The sequence below is a fragment of the Brevibacillus sp. HB1.2 genome (assembly GCF_013332495.1).
Lineage (GTDB): Bacteria > Bacillota > Bacilli > Brevibacillales > Brevibacillaceae > Brevibacillus > Brevibacillus porteri.
On sequence record NZ_JABMIU010000013.1, the window covers coordinates 38,077 to 59,354 of the forward strand.

Below are 21,278 nucleotides of genomic sequence, written 5' to 3' on the forward strand. Positions count from 1 at the left end.
GCCAAAAGCCATAGGGCGAGAATTCTGAGGTCTTCCTCTTCAAATGGCATACAACTCCTCCTTTTTCTCTTGTTAGCACAACATATTCAAGAGGGAGGACATTGGTTTAGCTTATGGCTCATATATCATCTTGCGGGTCATTCCGCCATCTACAATCAGCTCAGTACCCGTAATGAAATCGTTGTCCTTTTGCGTCAAAAATAGGCACGCACGGGCAATATCATCGGGTGTACCTACGCGACCTGCCGGATGCTGAGCATGATCCCCGGGGCGAAGAGCGGCATAATCGCGATGTTCAATCCAGCCGGGAGAGATCGCATTGACACGAATTCCATCGGGGCCGAGTGAGACACCAAGCGCATGGGTTAAGGATAATATGCCTCCTTTGGAAGCCGCGTATGCCTCTGAATGTGGCTCGGACATGTGCGCCCGCGTCGAACAAAGATTAAGGATAGCGCCTCCACCATGGCGACGCATGATTTTGGCTGCTTCTCTCGATGCGAGAAAGACACTCCGCAAATTCGTGTTCAAGATATGGTCCCACGCTTCGACGGTCAGTTCATAGGGGGATTCCCATACGGACAAGCCCGCGTTGTTGATCAAAACATCGAGGCGTCCCCAGCGTTCATCGACGGTTCTCATCAATTGTTCGATCTGCGCTGGCACGCTGACGTCAATGTGCTCGAAGTGGGCTGTGCCTTTCACTGCTTCTGTCGTGTTGATTAGCGAGGCCGTTTCTTCTCCCGCTGCGCGATTGTATTCGGCGATGACGACATGTGCACCTTCGGCAGCATACATGGTGGCAACAGCCCGTCCAATGCCTTGGCCACCGCCAGTGACGATGACAATGTTATCCGTGTATTTCATCGAGAGTGCCTCCAAACAATAGAGTATGAAGCGAAATGAAAAAAGTAATTGCAAAATGTTCGTAACGATAATAAAGTAAGTAGTATCTTTTTAACAGCGTACTATACAGTATGGAGGAGATTCAACCATGAATACAGAACTGAAAATTACCGCTGAACAGGTAATGGAAGCCCGTCACAGCGTGCGTAAATACGATCGGAATGAAAAAATTCCACAAGGCGAGCTAAACGAAATCCTGCGTCTTGCAGCAAGTGCGCCATCGTCCTGGAATTTGCAGCATTGGCGTTTTCTTGTCGTGACTGATCCGGCTATCAAAGAAAAACTGCTCCCAATCGCATACAATCAGCAGCAGGTAGTGGATGCTTATGCTACCATCATCATTCTCGGCGATCTGGAGGCTTATAAGTCTGCTCGCTCTGTTTATGATGAAGCATTGGCAAAAGGATACGTTACAGAGCAAGTACGTGAGACTATGATCGCGCAAATCGAAGGGGCTTACAATAACAACCCAGAAATCGCGCGTGATGAAGCAATCCGTAATTCATCCTATGCAGCGATGCAGCTCATGCTGGCGGCAAAAGCAAAAGGGTACGACACGTGCCCAATGGGTGGCTACAACCGCGATGCGCTCATTAAAGAGCTGAACATCCCATCCCGCTATTTGCCAACACTCATGCTGACTTTGGGGAAAGCAAGCGTGCAAGCTTATTCAACTTCCCGTTTTGGCCTGGACGAACTGGTCATTCAAAACAGCTTCTAATATCGATATCGTGTTCCAACAGCAAAAAACTCATCCACGCCTCATATTCAATGCGGCAAGGGTGAGTTTTTTTGTCAAATCTTCTCCAGGAGAGCTATTCGCTCTTCCTGCCTTATTGATTCGCCAACAAAGGTAAATCCACCATAATCGATGTTCCTTGACCAAGGGCGCTGCTGACCGAAAACCGCCCGGCATGGAGTTGAATGATCTCTTTGCAGATCGCCAATCCCAAACCACTACCGGAGAGCTTGGAGCGTCCCTTGAAAAACTTTTCTGTGACATGCGGCAGGTCTTCCTGGTTAATGCCTTCACCAGTATCCGTGACTGTGACAAGGAGCCTATCGCCTGACAAGGAAGCTGCGATGACGATCGAGCCATTTTGTGGCGTGAATTTCAATGCGTTGTCCAATAGATTCACAAAAACTTGCTTCAGCCGATTCGGGTCTCCCAAAACCATGAGTGGGGTAGGGGGAGTCTCTAGCTTCAACTCGATTTGTTTCGCATTGGCACGTACTGAAAATTGAAGATGCAAATCATTGAGAAGCTCTCGGACATCCATGCGTTCGCGGGACAATTTCATCTCACCGGATTGAAACTTCGAGAAATCGAGCAATTCCTCGACGAGCCCGATCAAACGATCTGTCTCCTTGGAGATGACTTCCAGACCGAGCATCGTCTCTTCAGGCTCTTCCAGACCGCCCGAAATGAGCGTTTCGCCCCATCCTTTAATCGACGTAAGTGGGGTACGCAACTCATGGGAGACAGAGGAGATGAAGTCATTTTTCAACTTTTCGTTTTTCCCGATCTCCGCTGCCATGTAATTGAAAGTGTCCGCGAGGGTTCCTACTTCATCATCGAATCGTTTTGGCGCGCGGACAGCGAAATTTCCTTCCGCCATTTGTTTAGCCGCATTCGTTAAATCTTCGATAGGGTCGACGATTCGTTTTGCCATGAGTAGGCTGAGCGCAAAAGCGAGGACGACTACGCTTGTCCCAACACCTGCCCCGTACAAGGCAATGCGATTGACTGCTTGATAGAGCGGTTCAGCGGAGATCGTGTATCGCAGAACACCTACAAATTCTCCGCTGTACGTTAGTGGATTGGACACCGCGATGACACGCTCCCGCGACTGTGGACTTTTCCCGATGTAGAGACCACTTTGTCCCTTGATGGCATCCATGACGTCAGGGGTATTGATGATCTCGCTGGTCTGAAAGCCGTAGGAGTTGAGAATGACTTTTCCTCCTGGGTCCAAGACCTCAATTTTGGCGTATTCCTGATTCGAAACATTTTCCAAGATGTAGCGTGCTTTGTCTTTTAACCGATAGCCAGTGGCGTACTTGTTAATAAAATTGGTGAAGGTCGTGCTGCGGGTCACTAATGCTTCGGTCGCAGTCCCGATGTAATACGTATGAACGGCCCAGTAAAACAGTCCTTCCAAGAGCAGTACGATTAAAAGGAGGATCAGGCCGAAATGAAGAACCAGCCTACTCTTAATGCCTTTCATCGGGGACGTCCTTTCGCCACAGGTAGCCATACCCCCAGACTGTCTCCAAGAAAGCTGGATGAGCTGGATCGTCCTCAATTTTTTGCCGGATTCTGCGGATATTCACATCCACGATTTTTAAGTCCCCGACAAAAAATTGACCCCAAACTGCTGTCAAAATCTCGTCGCGACTGATGGCTTTGTTCGCATTTTCAGCGAGTAGTTTGATGATGGCAAATTCTTTTGGCGTGAGGTCAATTTCTTGTTCCACCCGAATCAGCTTGCGTTCATCGAGCAACAGCGTGAAGGGGGCAATGTTAATTTCATTTTTGTCCTCAGCCTCAGGAATGGGTGTCAATCTGCGGTGCAACGCTTTGACACGGGCTAGCAGTTCCGCAGGGCTAAATGGCTTGGAGACGTAATCGTCTGCTCCGAATTCGAGACCCATGACTTTGTCCAGCTCCTGGCTTTTAGCTGTCAGCATAATGATCCCGAGACGCGGATATTTTTTGCGCAGCTGCCCGCATACTTCGAAGCCATCAATGCCGGGGAGCATGACGTCGAGAATGGCAATGACGATGTCCGATTGTTGATCTGCGAGATCAAGTGCCTCTTCTCCGGTGCCAGCCTCGATTACCTCATAGCCCTCGCGTTTGAGATTAATGCGCACAAAATCTCGGATGGATTTCTCGTCTTCCAGTAATAGAACCTTCATAGGGCAAATCTCCTTGATAAGGATTTACTATTTCACTTTATTCCCGGCTCGTTATCGGTTTGTAGAGCTGACGAACTTCCTCTGCGGTAAGCTGCATCGATCGATATTCCGCGAGAGCAGCCTTTCCAAGGGTAGGTGTCGTTTGCGGTAAAATGGCGATTAAGACTTGTTTTCCCTCTTCCTTCAGCAAAATGTAGGGAACTTGTTTTTGCTTCAATCCGTTTTCAAATTTCACCCATTCGTTTTGGGGGATGCTTTGCAGAGTTAGTAATTCTGCCTTATTTTTTCCATTCGCTCCGTAATAAAGGAATCGGACGAGAAACGGATTCGTATCATGGTTGATGGAGATGGTGTATTTTTCGCCCCATTTTGCCGGAATCTTGAGGTCAAACCCTTGTGTGTAATTTTGATAATGATCCTCGATGTGTTTCAAGCCCGTTTTCCCGTCCCATTGGAAGTAGGAGGAGACCCAAGGGATTTCTGCCATGGCCAAATCCTCTGTCCCAGCGGGTTGTATTTTCGTGCCGATCTCGATGATGCCGTCACCGTTGATATCTTCACTTTCCAAAGAATATGGCTTGAAGGTCAGATCCATCTCTCCTTCTATTTTTGCCAAAGGGTTGGAGAGTTGTCCATTGTCCCAGAGGAGTAGTTCAGTAGAAGCAGAGTGAGCACCTAATCCAGCATCAATAAATAGTCCGTTTCGGGTTGGCGATGCTTTTCCGATGATAGCCTGATAGTAACCATTTACATATCCGTCTAGGGCTAACTCAGTCTTTTTAGCGATTGTGCCGCTCGCCGCCCCATACAGCTCGGCTTTGGATGTGAAGTTATTTTTATCGAGAACAACGAGAGCGAGATCCGCGTGATCATCTCCTGTCAAATCACCTACTGCCATAATGGAATAGGGCTGCTTCATCAATTCCTGAGTCATATTATTCGCTAGCGAATAAACGGAGAGTTCCTTGTTCAAATCTTCGCCGCCACCCATTCCAATCAGCATATCCGGAACTTTGTCACCTGTGAGATCTTGAAAGGAGACGTAATCCAATTCGCTGCCGACACCAGTAAAGGAGGAGAGCTTTTCCCAGTTTCCTTGCTTTTGGGTAAGCACAAGCACACCGATTTCGTAGTCGGTTTTTTCTGTTTTGTAAAAAGCGACGACCTCCGCAATCCCATCTCCGTTTAGATCCTGTAGGGAGACGGCACTAGCTTCTGCGGGATGTAGAGGAACAGATAATTGTGACCCAGCCGGCAAAAATTGCATGACGGCCTGATTGATCGATTTTTGATCGCCGTCTGCTGACGGGGCGCGCATCAATTCATTGGGTGTATCTGTGAGTCCGCAACCGCTAACAAGCGAGGCGCAGAGTGCTGTCGTTACGAGCCAAGCCTTTTTCATTTCAAATGTTCCTTTCTGTTGCTGCATCCATTTGACTATATTGTAGCTTGCCCATCCAGCAAAATTGTTGCAAAACGGTAAAAAAACCCGTTTTCGAGCTTTTCATGAACGAACGAACGTGCTCTTAGCTTCCTTATACAGGAAAAAAGTGCGAAAGAACAGGGAGTATATTACTAGCAACAAATGACCTAACAATTTCGTTTAAAAATGTAGGATCGGAGTTGGATGTTATCTATACGAAGGAGGAGAATAGGATGAAAGCATGGCACAAAACGATGGCGGCAGTTCTTTGCAGCGGCGCAGTTCTCATGGCTTCGGGCGTTGGGGCTGACCCGGTTCAAGCGAGTGGAATCCAATCGCAAGCGTACGCGCCAGTAGTTTTATTGCAACCAGAGCAAAATATCCCGTTCAGCATACAATTTATCGATGGATTTGTGGCAAAAGTAACGAATGCAAAAACGAAAGCGACGAGTACAGTAGATATATCGGACAATAAGGCTACGTACGTGAGGCAAGGGATTTATCATGCCAATGGAAAGCTGCAAAAGGCAACCGATGGATATACGCAAAAGCTGGTGGAGTTGGTGCCATTCCGGGATACGAAAGGCAACCTGCGTTATATAGGCAAGCAAACCTTGTGGGGGCTGAATACGGAGGATCGCTTGGCAGTGGCGACCAGTGTGTGGAACATCGTCAATAAACAGCCGCAGCTTTTACAGGTATCGGTTCAAAAAGCAGACTGGGACAATATGCCGTCGCCAGATGTGACGATCAATAGCGGCTTCAATTTGGGCAACGATAGTACCTTTGTCCTTGATTCGAAGTATGCAGATGTGACCGGAGACAATATTAAGGATCACATTTTGCTCGTAGGCGATAAGATGGGCGTATCGATGAATCAGACGGCCCATAACCTGCGTGTCGTGGTTCGCGGAGGGAAGGATAATCACCAGACGTTTATCTCTGTAGGAAAACGAGACAGCGGTGTTCTTCCGAAGCTCGCCATCACGAATGGCAATGACGATCAGGTAAAAGACATCCTCGTCACGATGCCGACTGCGACAGGTCATGTATACAGTCAGCTTACATGGAAAGAAAATAGCCTGCAGCCAGTCGTCGAGCAGGGGAAATTAAATGATCGTGAGGCGTACCAGCCAGTTATTGGGGTTTATGGGGAAGCGATTGGGATGAATAAGGCGAAAAAACAATAATGGAGTAGGTGTGGAGGAAATCAGTCAGAGTGAAATCTGGCTGATTTTTTTTAATACAAATTTGTAGGCATTAGCCATTTTGCAGGCGTATTCGTGAAAAGTCATTCCGAAAGGAGAAATAAGGTTATTCTCCGGTATTTAAATCGTAATTATTACGTTTTGTGTTGACTTCGGATATTTTGATGCGCTATGATAACAAACAAATCGTAATGATTACGCTTTGAGTAAAACAAAAAGGAGAACCCAGCATGAACATGAACGAAACGAAAATCCCCGTCACAGTCCTGAGCGGGTACTTGGGAGCGGGCAAAACGACGCTACTGAACCATGTCCTGAACAATCGGGACGGGCTACGAGTCGCCGTGATCGTTAACGACTTGAGCGAAGTAAACGTAGACGCCTCTCTGATCCTCTCGGGTAGTGGTCTTTCACGGGTGGACGAAAAGGTAGTGGAGCTCTCGAATGGCTGCATTTGCTGCACCTTGCGAGAGGATTTGCTGACAGAGGTAGAGCGTCTGGCTTTGGAAGGACGGTATGACTACATATTGATTGAATCGACGGGAGTAGGCGAGCCGGTTCCTGTCGCCCAGACTTTCACATACGTTGACGAAGAAAATGGCATCAATTTATCGTCGCTGTGCCGCTTGGACACGATGGTGACCGTAGTGGATGCATACCGCTTCTGGCATGACTTTTCGTCTGGCGAAAACCTTTTGGACAGAGGGCAGGCAGTTGGCGAAGAGGATACCCGTGAGGTGGCGGATCTTTTAATCGACCAGATTGAATTCTGTGATGTGTTGATCCTGAACAAATGCGATCGTGTCGCTCCAGACGATTTAATACAGCTGGAAGCCGTTCTGCGCAAGCTACAGCCAAATGCCCGCTTCATCCGCGCTGTTCGTGGGCAGGTAGACCCGCAAGAAATTTTGAATACCAACCTGTTCGACTTCGAGGCTGCCAGTCAATCAGCGGGATGGATTGCTGAGCTGCAAAAGGAAGAGCATACACCTGAGACGGACGAGTACGGAATTTCCTCCTTCGTTTATCGCAGTCGCAGGCCGTTTCATCCAGCCCGTTTAGAAAAGTGGTTGGAGGAGTGGCCTGAGGAGGTCGTGCGTGCCAAAGGCTTTTTCTGGTTGGCGACACGAAATGACGTGGCGATGTCACTCAGCCAGGCGGGGCCATCCATTGAAATCGGAACGGCTGGCTATTGGACAGCAGCGTTATCGGCAGAAGAGCAAAAAGTCATTCTGGTAGAAGAGCCAGACTGGCAGCAAACATGGCATCCCGTACATGGGGATCGAACTATTGAGCTCGTCTTTATCGGGATCGATCTGAACCAGGAGCAAATCGTGAAGCAACTCGATGCATGTCTCCTGAACGATGAGGAATACGAGGCGGACTGGAGTAAGCTGCCCGACCCACTCCCGACAGCAGATGCTGTAATCGAGACGACATTGTAACCAAAAAAGAGGAGGCTGACATCCATGCGCGTGAACGTTACCCTGCAATGCACTGAAACCGGAGACCGCAACTATATCACATCCAAAAACAAGCGGAATCATCCCGAACGATTAGAACTGAAAAAATACTCCCCGCGTCTAAAACGCTATACCCTTCATAGGGAAACTAAGTGATTTCAAAAAATGTCTGAAGACCATAGGCACCCTGCCCAACACCTTCTTATCAACCGGACATAAAATATATTTGTGTCATGATGAATTCTTCCCGGATGCGCGATGCGATAAAAGCGAGTATACGAGGAGGGTACTATTTGGAGAACGAAAACAAGCTGAAAGTGTTGGTCATGACGAATGAGTATCTGCCCAAAATAATCGGAGGGCTAGGGATCGTCGCTACTCACTTGTCTAGAGAGTTGAGTAGGAATGATGTGGAGGTAACGGTTCTATGCACCGGAAAATCCAATCGATTGACGATATCAAAGCCGAACGAAAATTTGTGCATTCTTCGATTTCCAAAAGCTCCTCGTTACTTTAATCGCACAAAACAATCTTTCAAAGCGAAATCCGTCTTGTACGCGATGTCCAAAGCGGGATTCGTCAAACCTGATATCATTCATGTGCATAGTACGGAATTTGCGGATACTTCCAAAATAGCCAAAGCCCGGTTTCATGTGCCAGTTGTCTATTCATGCCACTCTCTAGCCTCTCAAGGTATCTATTCGCCGTTTGGGAAAAACCAGACAAAATTGATTCGGAGTGCAAGTCAAATCATTGTGCCGAGCAGGTGGCAAATAGGTGCAACAAGGAGACGTTATCCTCATACTACTATCCATAAATTTTCTGTTATCCCGCACGGTGTGAAACCGATAACCAAGCAGTCAAAATCTGCCCCGACTAAATTGCTGTACGTAGGTAGACTGATTCCTTCCAAAGGGATCGATGCCTTAATAAAAGCCATTGGCCTCCTGTCACGAGAACATAAACGGGTACATTTGACCATTGTAGGAAGCGGAAATGCCAGCTATCAAAGAAAACTCAAAGCCCTTACAAGACGAGTTGGCGTTACAAAGAGAATTCGCTGGGTCAAACAGAGCAAATACGGAGCCGTGCAACAGATGTACGCTTCTTACGGTGCCGTTATTGTTCCAAGTAAAAAAGAATCGTTTTGCTTGGTTGCATTGGAAGCGATGGCAAATGGTGTACCACTTATTTCGACCTTGTCGGGAGGATTAAAGGAATTTGTAAACGATCAAAATGCCCAAATTATTTCCACAGTCAATAGCACCAGGATAGCTCGAGCCGTTAAAGCATTTTGGAATAATCCGGACCTAGCGGAAAATAGAGTACGCAATGCCCAGTCAACTGCCGCACGATATAAATGGTCTTCGATTGCACTTCAATATCAATCATTGTTTACAAACCTGAACAAGGCGGAATGACAATGAGCAAACAAGCCATTACCGGTATAGCCAAACAGTTTGGGGTTCGGGTACGCCAACAAAAGAAAATTCGAGGAGGAATCTATCGGATTGTAACGCCAGGGGGCCGGACGTTCAGCTTAAAGCGGATGCCAAAAGGAGTGGCTCGAATACGGTGGGTTGACCGGATGCTGATACGGGTCCGGCAGGAAGGATCGCTTTTGGCGTGGCGCAACCCTAAGATGCCAGAGGGCCGCAATACCTATCAACTCTCGAGAAAAGGAGAGGTTTTTGTACTAACTCCCTGGATTTTGGGGAGGAAACCCTCGCCGCGCAATTTAGCGGATATGAGGGGATGCGGTGCTGCGTTGGCACGTTTTCATGAGGCTGGACGTACAGCTCTCATTGGGAATTTTGCTTACAGTCAGATTGGGACATGGTACGCCACTTTAGGTAACAGGCACCGATATATACAAAACAAGATGGCAAAAGCGAAGAGAAATGGCTTTAGCCTGCCTATTAACCGTTTTCTCAAACAGCACCGGGCGGAAATCATGCGTTACTCGAGACAAGCGGAAGCATTATTGAATAGCAGCGAATATAACAATTGCCGTCGCAATCCGCGTAAACATGGAGTCCTATGTCATGGTGATGGGGGACCGAGCAATTTTATTCTCAATGATGAAGGTACCTACTTGATCGACTTTGAAACCTTGCATGTCGATCTGCGAGCCTATGATTTATATCGCATCATTTATAATTCATGCAAAGATTATCAATGGGATTTTTCCATTGCCAAAGCTATTCTGGATGGTTATCGTCAGGTTACCACACTAAACAAAAGCGAATATAAACTGATTGGTGCCTGGCTGCGATTTCCGTTCTCGACATTTTTAGTACTGTCCCCATTCAAAAGAATCCCGTTTACCATGAAGCGGTTACGATGGGCACTTGATTCAGAGAGGAGAATCGGCCCTTTTTTGCAGGAACTTGATGAGTACGCTGCCAGTCATAGCTCTTAAACAGGAGAGTGTTCGGTATGAAAATCGTCATCATCGCCCCCGAGCAAATCCCCGTCCCCCCCATTCTTGGGGGGTCCGTCGAGATTACAATTCTGGCGATTGCCAAGGAATTGAGTAAATGGCATTCGGTCTCGATTATCAGTAGAGCGCATCCTCGTTATCCGAAGTATTCTTTTATAGATGGGGTGCACATTTATCGCGTTCCTACCGGCAGTCCTGCGAAATATTTGACCCATGTGAAAAAAATCCTAATAAAACGCCGATTTGACGTTTTGCAAATTGATAACCGTCCGGAGTTCGTCAGGCAGATTAAATCGATGTTTCCGAATGCGACTGTGTCCTTGTATCTTCACTCGCTGACTTTTGTCAATTCTCCCCATACCAGCCGGGCAGAGACCTTGGCCGGATTACGAAAAGCGGACTTGATTATCACCAACAGTTCATCGCTTGAAAGTCGGCTTTCTGCTCGTTTTCCTAGCATGTCGAGAAAAATCCGGGTTGCATGGCTTGGAGTCGATACATCTCGCTTTTCCCCTATTCAAAAAACCTCTCATCCCCGTGCCTTCACCTTATTGTTCGCGGGCAGGCTTATTCCACGTAAAGGCATTCCCGTATTGCTTCAAGCAGCTAAGCTTGTGAAAAGGCAGATAGCCCAGCCTGTCAAAGTAATGATTGCAGGAGGATCACCAACAAGCAAATATGCAAGGCAATTGCAGTCGCTCTCTCGTAAATTTGGCGTACATGCCGAATTTCTAGGTACGGTCCCCCATCGTAGTATCCACCGCGTTTTTAGAAAAGCCGATCTGTTTATTTGTCCTTCGCAAAAACATGAATCGTTCGGCCTTGTTAACGTCGAAGCGATGTCCTCCGGATTGCCAGTCGTAGCCTCGAAAAACGGGGGCATAAAAGAAATCATTGAGCATGGCCGTTCTGGATTGCTGATCAAACAATATAAAAATCCGCAAGCCTTCGCCGATGCGATTTGTTTGCTGATCATGAATAAGCCCCTGTATTTGAAAATGAAGCAAGAAGCTCGTCAAATTGCCTTGGAAAAGTTTAGTTGGAGTGCCACAGCTGCTAGACTTAACCAGATTTACGAGTCTGAAAAAGCTTTACAACAGGATGAGCTCCAAAAAGGCAACCACAACAATACCTTCCACAAGTTTGACCAATTTCTGGACACGATACGCGGTAGTCAAGTTCATGGTGGAGAAGTGGGATACAACCCCGAAATACGTGGCGTTAACATGACTGACGACCATTGCAACGTTGCCGATAGCCCTGGCCATCAAGATTTGCCAGATCAGCACGGTACCCAGCCTGGCGTTCAACCCGAGCGACGGCAAGAGGGGCCTGACAATGGGGAAGGTAATGAAGAGAGCGGCAGTCGATCTGGGTTGAGCTGTTTTAGCACCCGAGATTTCCAAAATCTTGCCGATCTGCGTACCGAAAATGATGACGAGTCCGATGGGAGTGACGATCCCGCCGAAGTCACTTTCGAATTCTTCTCCGATATTGGATATCAAAGGCTTGTCGATGCACTCATATACGGTCAACAAAATGCTGATGAGGAGTAGTAGCACAATAATAAAGGAAGTGGCAGATCAGGATTTCAGGCTATAAATCCGCATAACCTGTTCGGCTGTCTGCTCCAAGAGCGAGGCAGCTTCGCGCATTGATTGATCCAGCGTCATCGGTTTGTTGGTGATGCTGACAACGGCAGAAACGCCTTTTTCATAAAGGGCGTCGATGCCAGTTCCAATGGAACCAGCGAGGACGATGACGGGAATGCCGTATCGTTTTGCGACTTGGGCAACTCCACATGGCGTCTTTCCTTGGGCCGTCTGGAAGTCGACTTGTCCCTCACCTGTGATCACCAGAGTGGCTTTGTCCATGGCTTCCGCGAGTCCGGTCGTCTCGATCACAATCTCAATCCCAGAACGCAGCTGGCCATTCAGAAAAGCAAGAAGGGCACCAGCGACACCGCCCGCAGCACCTGTCCCAGGCAAATCGTGAATGGCGATGCCGCGGGTCTCTTCGATCAAGTCAGCGAAATGGCGCAAATGATCATCTAATTGCAGGACCATTTCCGGTGTGGCTCCTTTTTGCGGGCCGAAAACGTGAGAAGCGCCATTGGGTCCAACAAAAGGATTGGTGACATCACACGCAATGACGAACTGACAGTCAGTCAGCCGCATATCAACCTGACTCGTATCAATACGGCTCAGTCGTGATAATTCACCACCTCCAAAAGAGAGGGGCTGATCGTCTTGATCGAGTAGCAAAAATCCGAGAGCTTGGAGCATGCCAGCGCCTCCGTCATTGGTAGAGCTGCCACCCAGTCCCAGGATGAACTTGCGGCAGCCTTGATCCAGTCCGGCCGTAATCAATTGACCAAAGCCATAGGTCGTCGTGACAAGCGGGTTGCGATCTGCGGCAGAAATTAAGTAAAGACCAGAGGCAGCAGCCATTTCGATCACACAGGTTACACCGTCACCCAAAATGCCGAATTCAGCAGAAATGTCCTGTCCGAGCGGGTTGTTTACGGTGGCGGTCAGTATTCTTCCGTCTGTGGCATCGACCAGGCATTGCATGGTACCTTCGCCGCCGTCAGCCATCGGTTTCACGAGGAGTTCACTTTGCGGGAGTACGCGTCGAATACCTGAGCGAATGGCTTCGCCTACTTGTTTGGCAGTCAGGCTACCTTTAAAGGAGTCCGGAGCGATTACAATTTTCATGCCAGTGTTCCTCCTATCAGTAAAGAGGGTATTTTTTCCATCATAAAAAAGACTGTCCCCCGCGTCTAGGCGAGAAACAGTCTTGATTGTGTTAGGCGTTCTTTTTCAATGCTATTTCTTCTGGCTGTGCCGTTTTCGAGAAGAACCATTTCATCATCGGTGGAGTGACGATGGTCGTCAAGAGTACGACGACAATCAGGACGGCAAACATGTCTTGTGTGAGCAAATTGCTCTCCAGACCAATTGCGGCGATAATGAGTGCCACTTCCCCACGGGATACCATCGCTGCACCAATGGCCATCGAGTTTTTCCACGGGAAGCCTGTGATTTTTGCACCAAAAGCACCACCGATGAGCTTGGAAACAATCGCGATGACGCTCAGGAGCACAATCAGTCCGAGATTGTCCCAGATACCAGAGAACTGTGCCGTTACCCCGATCGAGGTGAAGAATACTGGCACGAAAACCGCGTAGCTGATGGTCTCAACCTTGTGCGTCACTTCTTGCTTGTAATTGGTCAAGCTGATGGCAACACCGGCGATGTAGGAACCGATGATGGCGGCAACCCCTGTATATTCAGCAAAATATGCGAACAGGAAACAGATGATAAGCGCTGCGGAAATGACTGATTCTGTGACCTGCAACGGAGCAAATTTTTTCAAAATCCAAGGGACAACCTTCCAAGAGAGAACGATAACGATGGCAAAAAACGCGACCTTTTTCAAAACCACCATGCCGAGATTTACGTCGCCGCCAGCAAAGCTCATCAAGAAAGCGAGTGCCAAGATAACCAAAACGTCATCAATAACAGCGGCTCCCATGATCGTTGCACCTTCTCTTGATTTTAGCTTGCCCAATTCCTTCAACGTTTGTACGGAAATACTCACGCTGGTAGCAGAGAGCAATAGGCCCAGGAAGATCGCTTCGATGTTGGAGAGACCAATCGCAATCCCGGCACCATAACCGAGTGCAAGCGGCATGACAATCCCTGCGACGCCTACGCTGGTTGAAGACTTGGCGGTGCGTTTGAACTCATCAATATCAGTCTCTAAGCCCGCGATAAACATGAGCAGGATAACCCCGATTTGGCTAATTTCCTTGAGGATTTCTGTGTCTGTGACCAGCCCGAGAACCGTAGGACCTAAAACGATACCGATGAGCAGTTTCCCCAAAACGGATGGCTGTCCCAGCCGCACGCTGATGTCACCAGCGATTTTGGAGGCGATCAAAATGACAGCCAGCTGAAAAATAAGCATGTGGTTTCCCCCTTTTTACGAAATAAAAAAGAGCCCGCGATCACAGCTTTCTTTTTGTCGGCTAAAAAAGACAAAAAGAACCCTATGATGACAGGCTCCTCCAGTAACGAATCAAATATTCACTTACAATACACAAATATTTTAACATACTGGGCCGAAAAAGTAAACACTTGGTGACAAATGCTCCTCAGCGTGTGAAGATAGAGCAAAAAACCGGAGGAGGAGCAGGCATGGCGAAAATCAGCAAAGAGAATGCAGAGCATTATCATTGGGGCGATCAATGCGATGGCTGGCATCTGGTCAAAGGCCAAGAGCTCAGCGTCATTCATGAGCGGATGCCCGGAAATACCGCAGAAGTGCGCCATTATCACGAGCGGTCGCGTCAGTTTTTCTTCGTACTGTCAGGACAGGCTATGCTGGAAGTGGATGGCGTGCGTCATGTGTTGGGCAGGCAGGAAGGCGTAGAAGTGCCACCGGGAGTCAAACACCAGATGAAAAACGAGGGAGCAGAGGATGTAGAGTTTCTTGTGATCTCGCAGCCGACAACAAGAGGAGACCGCATCCAGACAGATTAAAGAAAGCCTGACCGTCAAAAGAAGCGGTCAGGCTTTTATATGCGTTAAGCTTATTTGAAATTGGTGAAATCGGACATTTGTGCGAAGATATCTGCCAATGCGTGCATTCCTTCGAATGTTTGATAAGCGAAAATAGGCAGACCCACAACAAACAACAAAACTTCTCCGATATATTTGGCGATCATATGATCAACCTCCTTTTGGATGTTTGTTACGCTACGCGATCCAAAACGAAGGAACCATATGTATCCATTTCGCCGTCTGTATGCTGTATGCGCCTGAATAAGCGAAGGCGCTGCGGTTGCCTTGCCGCCATTGGATAAGTCTCCACCAACAACGTGTTAATGGAAGGTCGGTACGTATCCGTGACGTTCTGATGTAGAGCCCGGTTTTGCAGGTAGCACTGTCTGAGACAATAAGCAGAAGTGAAGCATCCTACAAAAAGCGCGACCAAGGCGAAGAAATCTTCCAGCGAAAACAGCAGCAATAGCATATCTTCCATGGCGATTCTCCTCCTTTCGTATTCATCATTCTACTCTTGTTCACAATATCGAGCAACCCCGAAAATTCATGAGAGCGGATACATTGCCAAACTGCCAACTATTTCAATTTGTTAATCGATAGGTTGACACGGTAGTTCCCAAAAGGAAGCAGGGCATCTAAAAAATGATTGAGGGCCTCTTGATCTGGCACATGTACCATCATGGTATAGCAGCCTTCTCCGCTAGTGCGATGGGCTTCGACGATCTCGCTGCGGCTTTTGATAAAACGAGTGAAGAGTGAATGATCGGTAGTGGTCATGAACATGGTGACCAGAGCAGTGAGGACTGGGGCGATTTTGGCTTCATCAATGAGCGCTGTATAGCCTTGAATAATGCCCTGCTCCTCCATTCGTCTAATGCGGTTTCCGACGGCTTGACCACTTAGATGGACCTGTTCGCCGATGTCCTTCCACTGCAATCGGCTGTTTTTGCGTAGTAAGGCAAGGATGGAGAGATCGGTTTGATCGAGCATGTGTATCTCCTTTCACGGCGAAAGTTGGTAGCCAGCAATCGTTTCGCGGCAACCGTTCACGGCCTTATACAATAAACGTACATCCATTATATCGATAACGAGGAAAGGAAGAAATGACATGGAGATTCAGCTTGTAAGACATGCTACCTTGCGCGTGAAATATACAGGGCTGACATTTTTGATCGATCCAATGTTTAGCTCTAAAGGCGAAATGCCAGCAGTACCGAATACGCCGAATCAGCGCCCGAATCCAGGAGTAGAATTGCCCATATCCGTGGAGGAAATACTCGCTGGCGTGGACGCCCTCTTGGTGACGCATACCCATTTCGATCATCTCGATGAAGCGGCCATACGCCTTCTCCCGAAGCATTTACCTGTATTTTGCCAGCCACCTGATCGAGACAAGCTGGTGCAGCATGGCTTCGAACAAGTCATTGCCATCGAAGAGGAATATACATGGCAAGGAGTTCACCTGCATCGGACAAGTGGTCAACACGGAACAGGGGAAATTGGGCAGCAGATGGGGCCAGTATCTGGCTTCGTTCTGGAGCGAGCTGGTGAGCCGACGCTGTATGTGGCGGGTGATACGATTTGGTGTGAGGAAGTGGAGCAGGCTGTTGCAGCGTATCGTCCTGACGTGATCGTCGTTTTCGCAGGTGCGGCCCGTTTTTTGACGGGAGATCCGATCACGATGACGAAGGAGGATATCGTCCATGTCGCAGATACTGCGCCTGACAGCCGTATTCTTGTTGCCCACATGGAGACATGGAACCATTGCTTGCTCAGCCGTCAGGAATTGAATGAATGTTTGCAGGAAAAACAGCTATCTGGTCGCGTACATGTTCCGCAGGATGGCGAAACCATCTCTTTTCAATGAGCGAACTGAATATAGATGAAAACCAAAAGCTCCGCAGGTCATAGCGGGGCTTTTGACGTTGTCGAAAAAAAGGCTTATCCATCATTTGACAAACAAAAACGAACGTAATAAACTATTTTTACGTAAATGATTAATGTCATGAGGTGTTGTTGTGGCGCACGAACAACTGGAAACATATGTAGTCGAGAAGCCGGAACAGGCGATGGCCTTATTGAACCCGCTCCGTGCCGAGATATTAAGCCGTTTGGCAGAGCCTGCTTCAGCAGCAGAAGTCGCACGTGGTATCAATGAAATCCCGCAGCGTGTCAATTATCACTTGAAGGCCTTGGAAAAGGTCGGATTGGTCAGACGGGTAGGAAGTCGACAAGTTCGCAATCTTGTCGAGGTACTTTATTTGGCGATTGCGCGGACGTATGTGCTCTCGGAAGGACTGAACTGGGGCAACGATACCATTCAGCAAATGAAGGATCAAGGATCGTTGTCTCATCTGGTCCAGACAGCAGAACGGATCAAGCGGGATGCCATGCTCTTGCTGGAGCGTTCCGATCAAGAGGTGGAGGTTCCAAGTGCCTCACTGAACGCGAGTATTCAACTTGCCAGTGCGGAACAGCGCAGTGCTTTTGTAGAGGAGTACGTCCAGCTGGTGAATCAGCTTGTGGCAAAGTATCAGCCAAAAGAAAAGGGACAAGAGACGTATCAGGTCGTTCTCGCGGTTTATCCAAAACAAGGAGGAGACGAGGCATGAAGGCACAAGTGACAGAGTCTAACAAGTCCAAACCCGTAGTCATTTGGGAAAATCGTATCCAGCCACAAGCTGATCAGGTTATTGTCATGCCAGCCCGAAGCGGAAATGGGGTTGCGGTCGAAAGAGAAGCAGCTGTTCAGACATGGTCAGTAGGTCCGGTGAGTAATCCCGCAGTGGTGACGCAGGTTTCATCTGGATTTAACAAAAAATCAGTGGCAATGCCACAAGCAACCAGCATGCGTATGGCCGCGTAAAAACTCAAGCGTAAACAAGCGAAGGAGGGTTTTTCATGAATCTCATTCCGGTAGTAGTCGAGCAAACGAGTTATGGAGAGAGGTCTTATGACATTTACTCCCGGTTGTTAAAGGATCGCATCATTTTTCTCGGCAGTGCCATCGATGATCAGGTAGCCAATGCAGTGGTAGCTCAGCTGCTGTTCCTGGCAGCAGAAGACCCGAAAAAAGACATTCACCTTTATATCAATTCACCAGGAGGCTCTGTCACAGCAGGGATGGCGATTATCGATACCATGAAATTCGTAGCACCTGAGGTGTCCACGATCTGCACGGGGATGGCAGCGTCTATGGGCGCGATGCTTCTCGTAGCAGGAGCGCCGGGCAAACGGTATGCGCTGCCTAATGCAGAAGTCATGCTCCACCAGCCGTGGGGAGGCAGTCAAGGACAGGCGAGCGATATCAAGATCGCAGCAGACCGTATCATGCGACATCGCAACATGCTGTATACGATCATCGCGGAGCGCACGGGAAAGACAGTCGAGCAAATCGAAAAAGATGCAGACCGCGACTATTTCCTTACCGCCGCAGAGGCGCTCGAATACGGATTGATTGATAAAGTGATCGAAAAATTGTAGAGCTGGAGGTGCCGGGGTGAAGATCCTATTTTTGGGGGGAACGCGTTTTATCGGTCCACATGCAGTGAAGCGCTTGGCAGAAGCAGGTCATGAGGTTGCTGTATGTAATAGGGGGCTTTCCCTCGGCGCAGCCTCTCTACCACAAGGTGTCGTCTCTATTACGGGAGATCGTGCCCGCCTGGGTGAATACCGGGAGACTTTTCGCTCCTTTGCACCTGATGTCGTTATTGATCTATTTCCGTACACAGAAGCAGATGCCCGCCTGCTGATAGAAACGTTTCAGGATATAGCAGGTCGTGTCGTAGCGATCAGCAGCTGTGACGTGTATCAGGCGTTCGGACGGGTGAATAAGATCGAGTCCGGTCCGATTACGACTGAGCCGCTTACGGAGCAGTCTCCACTTTGCGAGAAGCGCTATCCGTTCCGAGGGGCCAGACCAGATCGCGAATACTATGACAAGGTACTCGTGGAGGGAGCCGTGATGGGGCAACAGAGTCTACCGGGCACGATTTTGCGCCTGCCGATGGTGTATGGCCCGCATGATTACCAGCATCGCGTCTATCCGTACCTTCAGCAGATGCGTGATGGACGTCCGTTTATTTTGCTCGAAGAAAGCTTTGCTTCTTGGCGTTGGGCACGCAGCTACGTAGAAGACATCGCGCATGCCATTTGTCTGGTGGCTACCGACGATCGAGCAAAAAATCAGATTTACCATGTAGCAGAAGAGCAATGCTTATCGATGCGAGCGTGGATTGAACGAATCGGCAGCGTTTACGGTTGGAATGGCAAAGTGATTACAGCGCCTTCTACTGAGTTGCCAAATGAGTGGGTTCCGCAGATCGAATCGAAGCAGCATGTTCAGCTGGATTCAGCAAAAATCAGGCGAGAGCTAGGGTATACGGAACAAGCCACCGCAGAGGAGTCTATGCGACGTACGATTGCATGGGGGCTTGACCATCCACCTGAAAACATGTTGCAAGAAAACAACTATATAATAGAGGATAAACTGCTCGCGAAGCTCGGTGTCTAGTATGTAGCAGGGAGTTTCGTGCATAGTCTGTTTGAACCGTCAGGATGGTATCTGGCGGTTTTTTGTTTGCACATCAAAGTGTTTGAAGGAAGGAGGAGCTGGGTATGAACAAGAGTAGCAAATGACGGGAGGCTCACCTTGTGAAAATCAGAACAAAAATCATCCTGGCTTTTGGTATCATATTGGCAGTCATGTTCGGTTCAGGTACGTATATGTACGTGCAAATGCTAGCAATGAAGGCATCCTATACAAAAATTATCGAAGAGGAAGAATTATTGACAGACCTGCGAGAAATGCAGTTTATCATGACGGGTCGAAATAATGACGAACGAGCCTATTTGTTAACGGGCGATGAAGAATTTCGGACGGAATTGAAGGAAAAGGCAGCAAAGGTGGACAGCCTGTTTGCCAAAATGAACAGTTCTCTTGAGTCTTCTCACCATCTTGAAGAAATGGGGGAGGCAAAGAGACTATATAATTCCTATCTGGAGTCAAGCGATAAAGTGGTAGAGGCACTGGATAAAGGATTACGTGAAGAAGCCATCTCTCATCATTTCGGTCAGGAACGGCAAGCGAGAAAAGAAATGGATTCGGTTGTGAGTGGATTGGTTGAAGAGGTGCGTAATGAAATCAAGGTAGATCAACAGGAGCTGGCGGAGAACGAAGGAATTTCGGCCATGATTCAGTTGTTTTTTAATGTAGTGGGAATTCTCGTTGCGATTGTGGTTGGGGGTCTTCTGATTCGCTCGATTGTGGCACCGCTGCATCGGGTGAACAAACAGCTCCATGATATCGCTGACGGAAAAGGAGATTTGAGGCAAGAGTTGACCGTCTTTTCAAAAGACGAGATTGGACAGTTGGCAGGATCATTCAACCGGATGCTAGTCAATTTACGAGAGTTGATTTCTCAGGTTCGCGAGCATGCCCAGCAGGTTGCAGCCGCAGCTGAACAACTGACAGCGAGCTCGAAGCAAACGAGCCAAGCTACGGAACAGATCGCCATCACGATCCAGGAAATGACGGAAGGAACGGACAGGCAATCCCAAAACGTAGAGGAGAGTCAGCAGGAAGTCGAAGAAATTTCAGCAGGAATTGAAAAAATTGCAGCACGTGCGCAAAGCGTGTCTGCTGCGGCTGCAAGTACCTCAGAGCTGGCGACAGAAGGGGATCGAACCATCCAGTTGTCGGTTTCCCAGATGGACGGGATCGGAGAAACTATGGAGCATTTGACTACACTGGTAGGTGGTTTAGGAAAACGCTCCCAACAAATCGGCCAAATCGTCGAAGTCATTACGCAAATTTCAGGTCAAACGAATCTCTTGGCATTGAATGCCGCTATCGAAGCGGCGAGGGCGGGTGAGCATGGTAGGGGCTTTGCTGTCGTGGCTGATGAAGTGCGAAAGCTAGCGGAGCAAGCATCTGCATCAGCACAAGAAATTTCCCAGCTGGTAGCGTCGATCCAGATGGAGACGAACGAAGCAGTCCTCACGATGGAAAAAGGTTCTCAAGAAGTATCAGATGGGATGGGTGGCGTCGCAAGAGCAGGAGAAGCGTTCTCTCAAATTCGCGATGCAGTTGTAGGCGTGACGAATGAAATTCAAGAAGTATCGACTGCTGCACATACCCTGACAGAAAGTACAGGCAAGGTCGGACAATCGATGCAGATGATCGCCACTGTAGCGCAATCGGCAGTCTCTCTCTCGGTGGGAGTCTCGTCTGCTACAGAAGAACAGCTGGCTTCCATGGAGGAAATTCACGCCTCGGCTGCATCGCTGGCGAGCCTCGCCGATGATTTGGAAAAACTGATAGGCCATTTCAAGGTATAAAGC

General features: G+C 48.5%; 23 protein-coding genes. 14 read left to right on the top strand and 9 right to left on the bottom strand.

Features of this window, described 5'->3' with window-relative positions:
* Positions 1-111 precede the first annotated feature (111 nt).
* On the bottom strand, positions 112-867 hold the full coding sequence (locus HPY28_RS23565; RefSeq protein ID WP_173624125.1) for an SDR family NAD(P)-dependent oxidoreductase: 756 nt from the start codon (positions 865-867) through the stop codon (positions 112-114).
* A 127-nt stretch (positions 868-994) separates the two neighbouring features.
* On the opposite strand from HPY28_RS23565, the gene HPY28_RS23570 reads away from it, so the two are divergent.
* Positions 995-1,627 (top strand): nitroreductase family protein, encoded by a 633-nt coding sequence (locus tag HPY28_RS23570; protein ID WP_174231533.1) that lies wholly within the window; start codon positions 995-997, stop codon positions 1,625-1,627.
* 112 nt (positions 1,628-1,739) lie between these two features.
* Here the strand turns inward: HPY28_RS23570 and HPY28_RS23575 are convergent, their stop codons facing one another.
* From HPY28_RS23575 to HPY28_RS23585, 3 genes are read right to left on the bottom strand one after another with little or no spacing between them, the layout of a single operon-like run.
* Positions 1,740-3,134 carry an ATP-binding protein gene (locus HPY28_RS23575; protein WP_254613182.1) on the bottom strand — a complete coding sequence of 465 codons (1,395 nt, stop codon included), beginning with the start codon at positions 3,132-3,134 and terminating at the stop codon, positions 1,740-1,742.
* Positions 3,121-3,828, bottom strand: coding sequence for a response regulator transcription factor (locus tag HPY28_RS23580; protein WP_017247206.1), 708 nt, complete (start codon positions 3,826-3,828; stop codon positions 3,121-3,123). The genes HPY28_RS23575 and HPY28_RS23580 overlap by 14 nt, the downstream gene beginning before the upstream one ends.
* 37 nt (positions 3,829-3,865) lie before the next feature.
* Positions 3,866-5,230, bottom strand: coding sequence for a VCBS repeat-containing protein (locus HPY28_RS23585; RefSeq protein ID WP_026042946.1), 1,365 nt, complete (start codon positions 5,228-5,230; stop codon positions 3,866-3,868).
* A gap of 254 nt (positions 5,231-5,484) precedes the next feature.
* Between HPY28_RS23585 and HPY28_RS23590 the strand changes: the two genes are divergently transcribed.
* The 6 genes from HPY28_RS23590 (at position 5,485) to HPY28_RS23615 (ending at position 11,921) form a co-directional block, all read left to right on the top strand.
* The gene (locus HPY28_RS23590; protein ID WP_017247208.1) at positions 5,485-6,441 is read left to right on the top strand and encodes a hypothetical protein; all 957 of its coding nucleotides are present in this window, start codon (positions 5,485-5,487) and stop codon (positions 6,439-6,441) included.
* 248 nt (positions 6,442-6,689) lie between these two features.
* Entirely contained in the window at positions 6,690-7,904 is a 1,215-nt protein-coding gene (locus HPY28_RS23595; protein WP_174226252.1) for a GTP-binding protein, read from the top strand.
* Between the two features lie 24 nt (positions 7,905-7,928).
* A complete protein-coding gene (gene rpmG, locus HPY28_RS23600; RefSeq protein WP_007726139.1) occupies positions 7,929-8,078 on the top strand; it encodes a 50S ribosomal protein L33 in 150 nt (49 codons plus the stop codon).
* Between the two features lie 137 nt (positions 8,079-8,215).
* Positions 8,216-9,343 (top strand): glycosyltransferase family 4 protein, encoded by a 1,128-nt coding sequence (locus tag HPY28_RS23605; protein WP_017247210.1) that lies wholly within the window; start codon positions 8,216-8,218, stop codon positions 9,341-9,343.
* 2 nt (positions 9,344-9,345) lie between these two features.
* Complete coding sequence (locus HPY28_RS23610) at positions 9,346-10,344, top strand: phosphotransferase (RefSeq protein ID WP_017247211.1); 999 nt, start codon at positions 9,346-9,348, stop codon at positions 10,342-10,344.
* A 17-nt stretch (positions 10,345-10,361) separates the two neighbouring features.
* Positions 10,362-11,921: a glycosyltransferase family 4 protein gene (locus tag HPY28_RS23615; protein ID WP_173624121.1), complete on the top strand. Its 1,560-nt coding sequence runs from the start codon at positions 10,362-10,364 to the stop codon at positions 11,919-11,921.
* Between the two features lie 27 nt (positions 11,922-11,948).
* Here the strand turns inward: HPY28_RS23615 and HPY28_RS23620 are convergent, their stop codons facing one another.
* Positions 11,949-13,082, bottom strand: a complete 1,134-nt coding sequence (locus HPY28_RS23620) for a glycerate kinase (protein WP_173624120.1) — start codon at positions 13,080-13,082, stop codon at positions 11,949-11,951.
* Between the two features lie 91 nt (positions 13,083-13,173).
* The gene (locus tag HPY28_RS23625) at positions 13,174-14,337 is read right to left on the bottom strand and encodes a cation:proton antiporter (RefSeq protein ID WP_017247214.1); all 1,164 of its coding nucleotides are present in this window, start codon (positions 14,335-14,337) and stop codon (positions 13,174-13,176) included.
* Positions 14,338-14,567: 230 nt separating this feature from the next.
* On the opposite strand from HPY28_RS23625, the gene HPY28_RS23630 reads away from it, so the two are divergent.
* Positions 14,568-14,912, top strand: a complete 345-nt coding sequence (locus HPY28_RS23630) for a cupin domain-containing protein (RefSeq protein WP_017247215.1) — start codon at positions 14,568-14,570, stop codon at positions 14,910-14,912.
* A 50-nt stretch (positions 14,913-14,962) separates the two neighbouring features.
* Here HPY28_RS23630 and HPY28_RS30780 read toward each other — a convergent pair whose 3' ends face one another.
* The 3 genes from HPY28_RS30780 to HPY28_RS23640 form a co-directional block, all read right to left on the bottom strand.
* Complete coding sequence (locus tag HPY28_RS30780; RefSeq protein ID WP_017247216.1) at positions 14,963-15,097, bottom strand: hypothetical protein; 135 nt, start codon at positions 15,095-15,097, stop codon at positions 14,963-14,965.
* A gap of 26 nt (positions 15,098-15,123) precedes the next feature.
* Positions 15,124-15,414 (bottom strand): hypothetical protein, encoded by a 291-nt coding sequence (locus HPY28_RS23635; RefSeq protein WP_017247217.1) that lies wholly within the window; start codon positions 15,412-15,414, stop codon positions 15,124-15,126.
* A 98-nt stretch (positions 15,415-15,512) separates the two neighbouring features.
* Positions 15,513-15,926 (bottom strand): Lrp/AsnC family transcriptional regulator, encoded by a 414-nt coding sequence (locus tag HPY28_RS23640; protein ID WP_017247218.1) that lies wholly within the window; start codon positions 15,924-15,926, stop codon positions 15,513-15,515.
* Positions 15,927-16,044: 118 nt separating this feature from the next.
* On the opposite strand from HPY28_RS23640, the gene HPY28_RS23645 reads away from it, so the two are divergent.
* The 6 genes from HPY28_RS23645 to HPY28_RS30980 all read left to right on the top strand — a co-directional run bounded on the left by HPY28_RS23645 (position 16,045) and on the right by HPY28_RS30980 (position 21,275).
* Entirely contained in the window at positions 16,045-16,803 is a 759-nt protein-coding gene (locus HPY28_RS23645; protein WP_174231535.1) for an MBL fold metallo-hydrolase, read from the top strand.
* 151 nt (positions 16,804-16,954) lie between these two features.
* Entirely contained in the window at positions 16,955-17,548 is a 594-nt protein-coding gene (locus HPY28_RS23650) for a winged helix-turn-helix domain-containing protein (RefSeq protein WP_017247220.1), read from the top strand.
* Complete coding sequence (locus tag HPY28_RS23655) at positions 17,545-17,802, top strand: hypothetical protein (RefSeq protein WP_017247221.1); 258 nt, start codon at positions 17,545-17,547, stop codon at positions 17,800-17,802. The genes HPY28_RS23650 and HPY28_RS23655 overlap by 4 nt, the downstream gene beginning before the upstream one ends.
* Before the next feature lie 35 nt (positions 17,803-17,837).
* On the top strand, positions 17,838-18,419 hold the full coding sequence (gene clpP / locus HPY28_RS23660) for an ATP-dependent Clp endopeptidase proteolytic subunit ClpP (RefSeq protein WP_017247222.1): 582 nt from the start codon (positions 17,838-17,840) through the stop codon (positions 18,417-18,419).
* Positions 18,420-18,435: 16 nt separating this feature from the next.
* Positions 18,436-19,449: an NAD-dependent epimerase/dehydratase family protein gene (locus HPY28_RS23665; RefSeq protein WP_017247223.1), complete on the top strand. Its 1,014-nt coding sequence runs from the start codon at positions 18,436-18,438 to the stop codon at positions 19,447-19,449.
* A 140-nt stretch (positions 19,450-19,589) separates the two neighbouring features.
* Positions 19,590-21,275 (top strand): methyl-accepting chemotaxis protein, encoded by a 1,686-nt coding sequence (locus tag HPY28_RS30980; RefSeq protein WP_174231536.1) that lies wholly within the window; start codon positions 19,590-19,592, stop codon positions 21,273-21,275.
* Positions 21,276-21,278 lie beyond the last annotated feature (3 nt).

Coding starts and splice junctions, on each gene's coding strand:
- rpmG (WP_007726139.1), top strand. CDS start 7,929: ATGCGCGTGAACGTTACCCTGCAATGCACTGAAACCGGAGACCGCAAC.
- HPY28_RS23580 (WP_017247206.1), bottom strand. CDS start 3,828: ATGAAGGTTCTATTACTGGAAGACGAGAAATCCATCCGAGATTTTGTG.
- HPY28_RS23610 (WP_017247211.1), top strand. CDS start 9,346: ATGAGCAAACAAGCCATTACCGGTATAGCCAAACAGTTTGGGGTTCGG.
- HPY28_RS23635 (WP_017247217.1), bottom strand. CDS start 15,414: ATGGAAGATATGCTATTGCTGCTGTTTTCGCTGGAAGATTTCTTCGCC.
- HPY28_RS30780 (WP_017247216.1), bottom strand. CDS start 15,097: ATGATCGCCAAATATATCGGAGAAGTTTTGTTGTTTGTTGTGGGTCTG.
- HPY28_RS23575 (WP_254613182.1), bottom strand. CDS start 3,134: ATGAAAGGCATTAAGAGTAGGCTGGTTCTTCATTTCGGCCTGATCCTC.
- HPY28_RS23630 (WP_017247215.1), top strand. CDS start 14,568: ATGGCGAAAATCAGCAAAGAGAATGCAGAGCATTATCATTGGGGCGAT.
- HPY28_RS23640 (WP_017247218.1), bottom strand. CDS start 15,926: ATGCTCGATCAAACCGATCTCTCCATCCTTGCCTTACTACGCAAAAAC.
- HPY28_RS23625 (WP_017247214.1), bottom strand. CDS start 14,337: ATGCTTATTTTTCAGCTGGCTGTCATTTTGATCGCCTCCAAAATCGCT.
- HPY28_RS23620 (WP_173624120.1), bottom strand. CDS start 13,082: ATGAAAATTGTAATCGCTCCGGACTCCTTTAAAGGTAGCCTGACTGCC.
- HPY28_RS23565 (WP_173624125.1), bottom strand. CDS start 867: ATGAAATACACGGATAACATTGTCATCGTCACTGGCGGTGGCCAAGGC.
- HPY28_RS23595 (WP_174226252.1), top strand. CDS start 6,690: ATGAACATGAACGAAACGAAAATCCCCGTCACAGTCCTGAGCGGGTAC.
- HPY28_RS23585 (WP_026042946.1), bottom strand. CDS start 5,230: ATGAAAAAGGCTTGGCTCGTAACGACAGCACTCTGCGCCTCGCTTGTT.
- HPY28_RS23645 (WP_174231535.1), top strand. CDS start 16,045: ATGGAGATTCAGCTTGTAAGACATGCTACCTTGCGCGTGAAATATACA.
- HPY28_RS23615 (WP_173624121.1), top strand. CDS start 10,362: ATGAAAATCGTCATCATCGCCCCCGAGCAAATCCCCGTCCCCCCCATT.
- clpP (WP_017247222.1), top strand. CDS start 17,838: ATGAATCTCATTCCGGTAGTAGTCGAGCAAACGAGTTATGGAGAGAGG.
- HPY28_RS23655 (WP_017247221.1), top strand. CDS start 17,545: ATGAAGGCACAAGTGACAGAGTCTAACAAGTCCAAACCCGTAGTCATT.
- HPY28_RS23570 (WP_174231533.1), top strand. CDS start 995: ATGAATACAGAACTGAAAATTACCGCTGAACAGGTAATGGAAGCCCGT.
- HPY28_RS23590 (WP_017247208.1), top strand. CDS start 5,485: ATGAAAGCATGGCACAAAACGATGGCGGCAGTTCTTTGCAGCGGCGCA.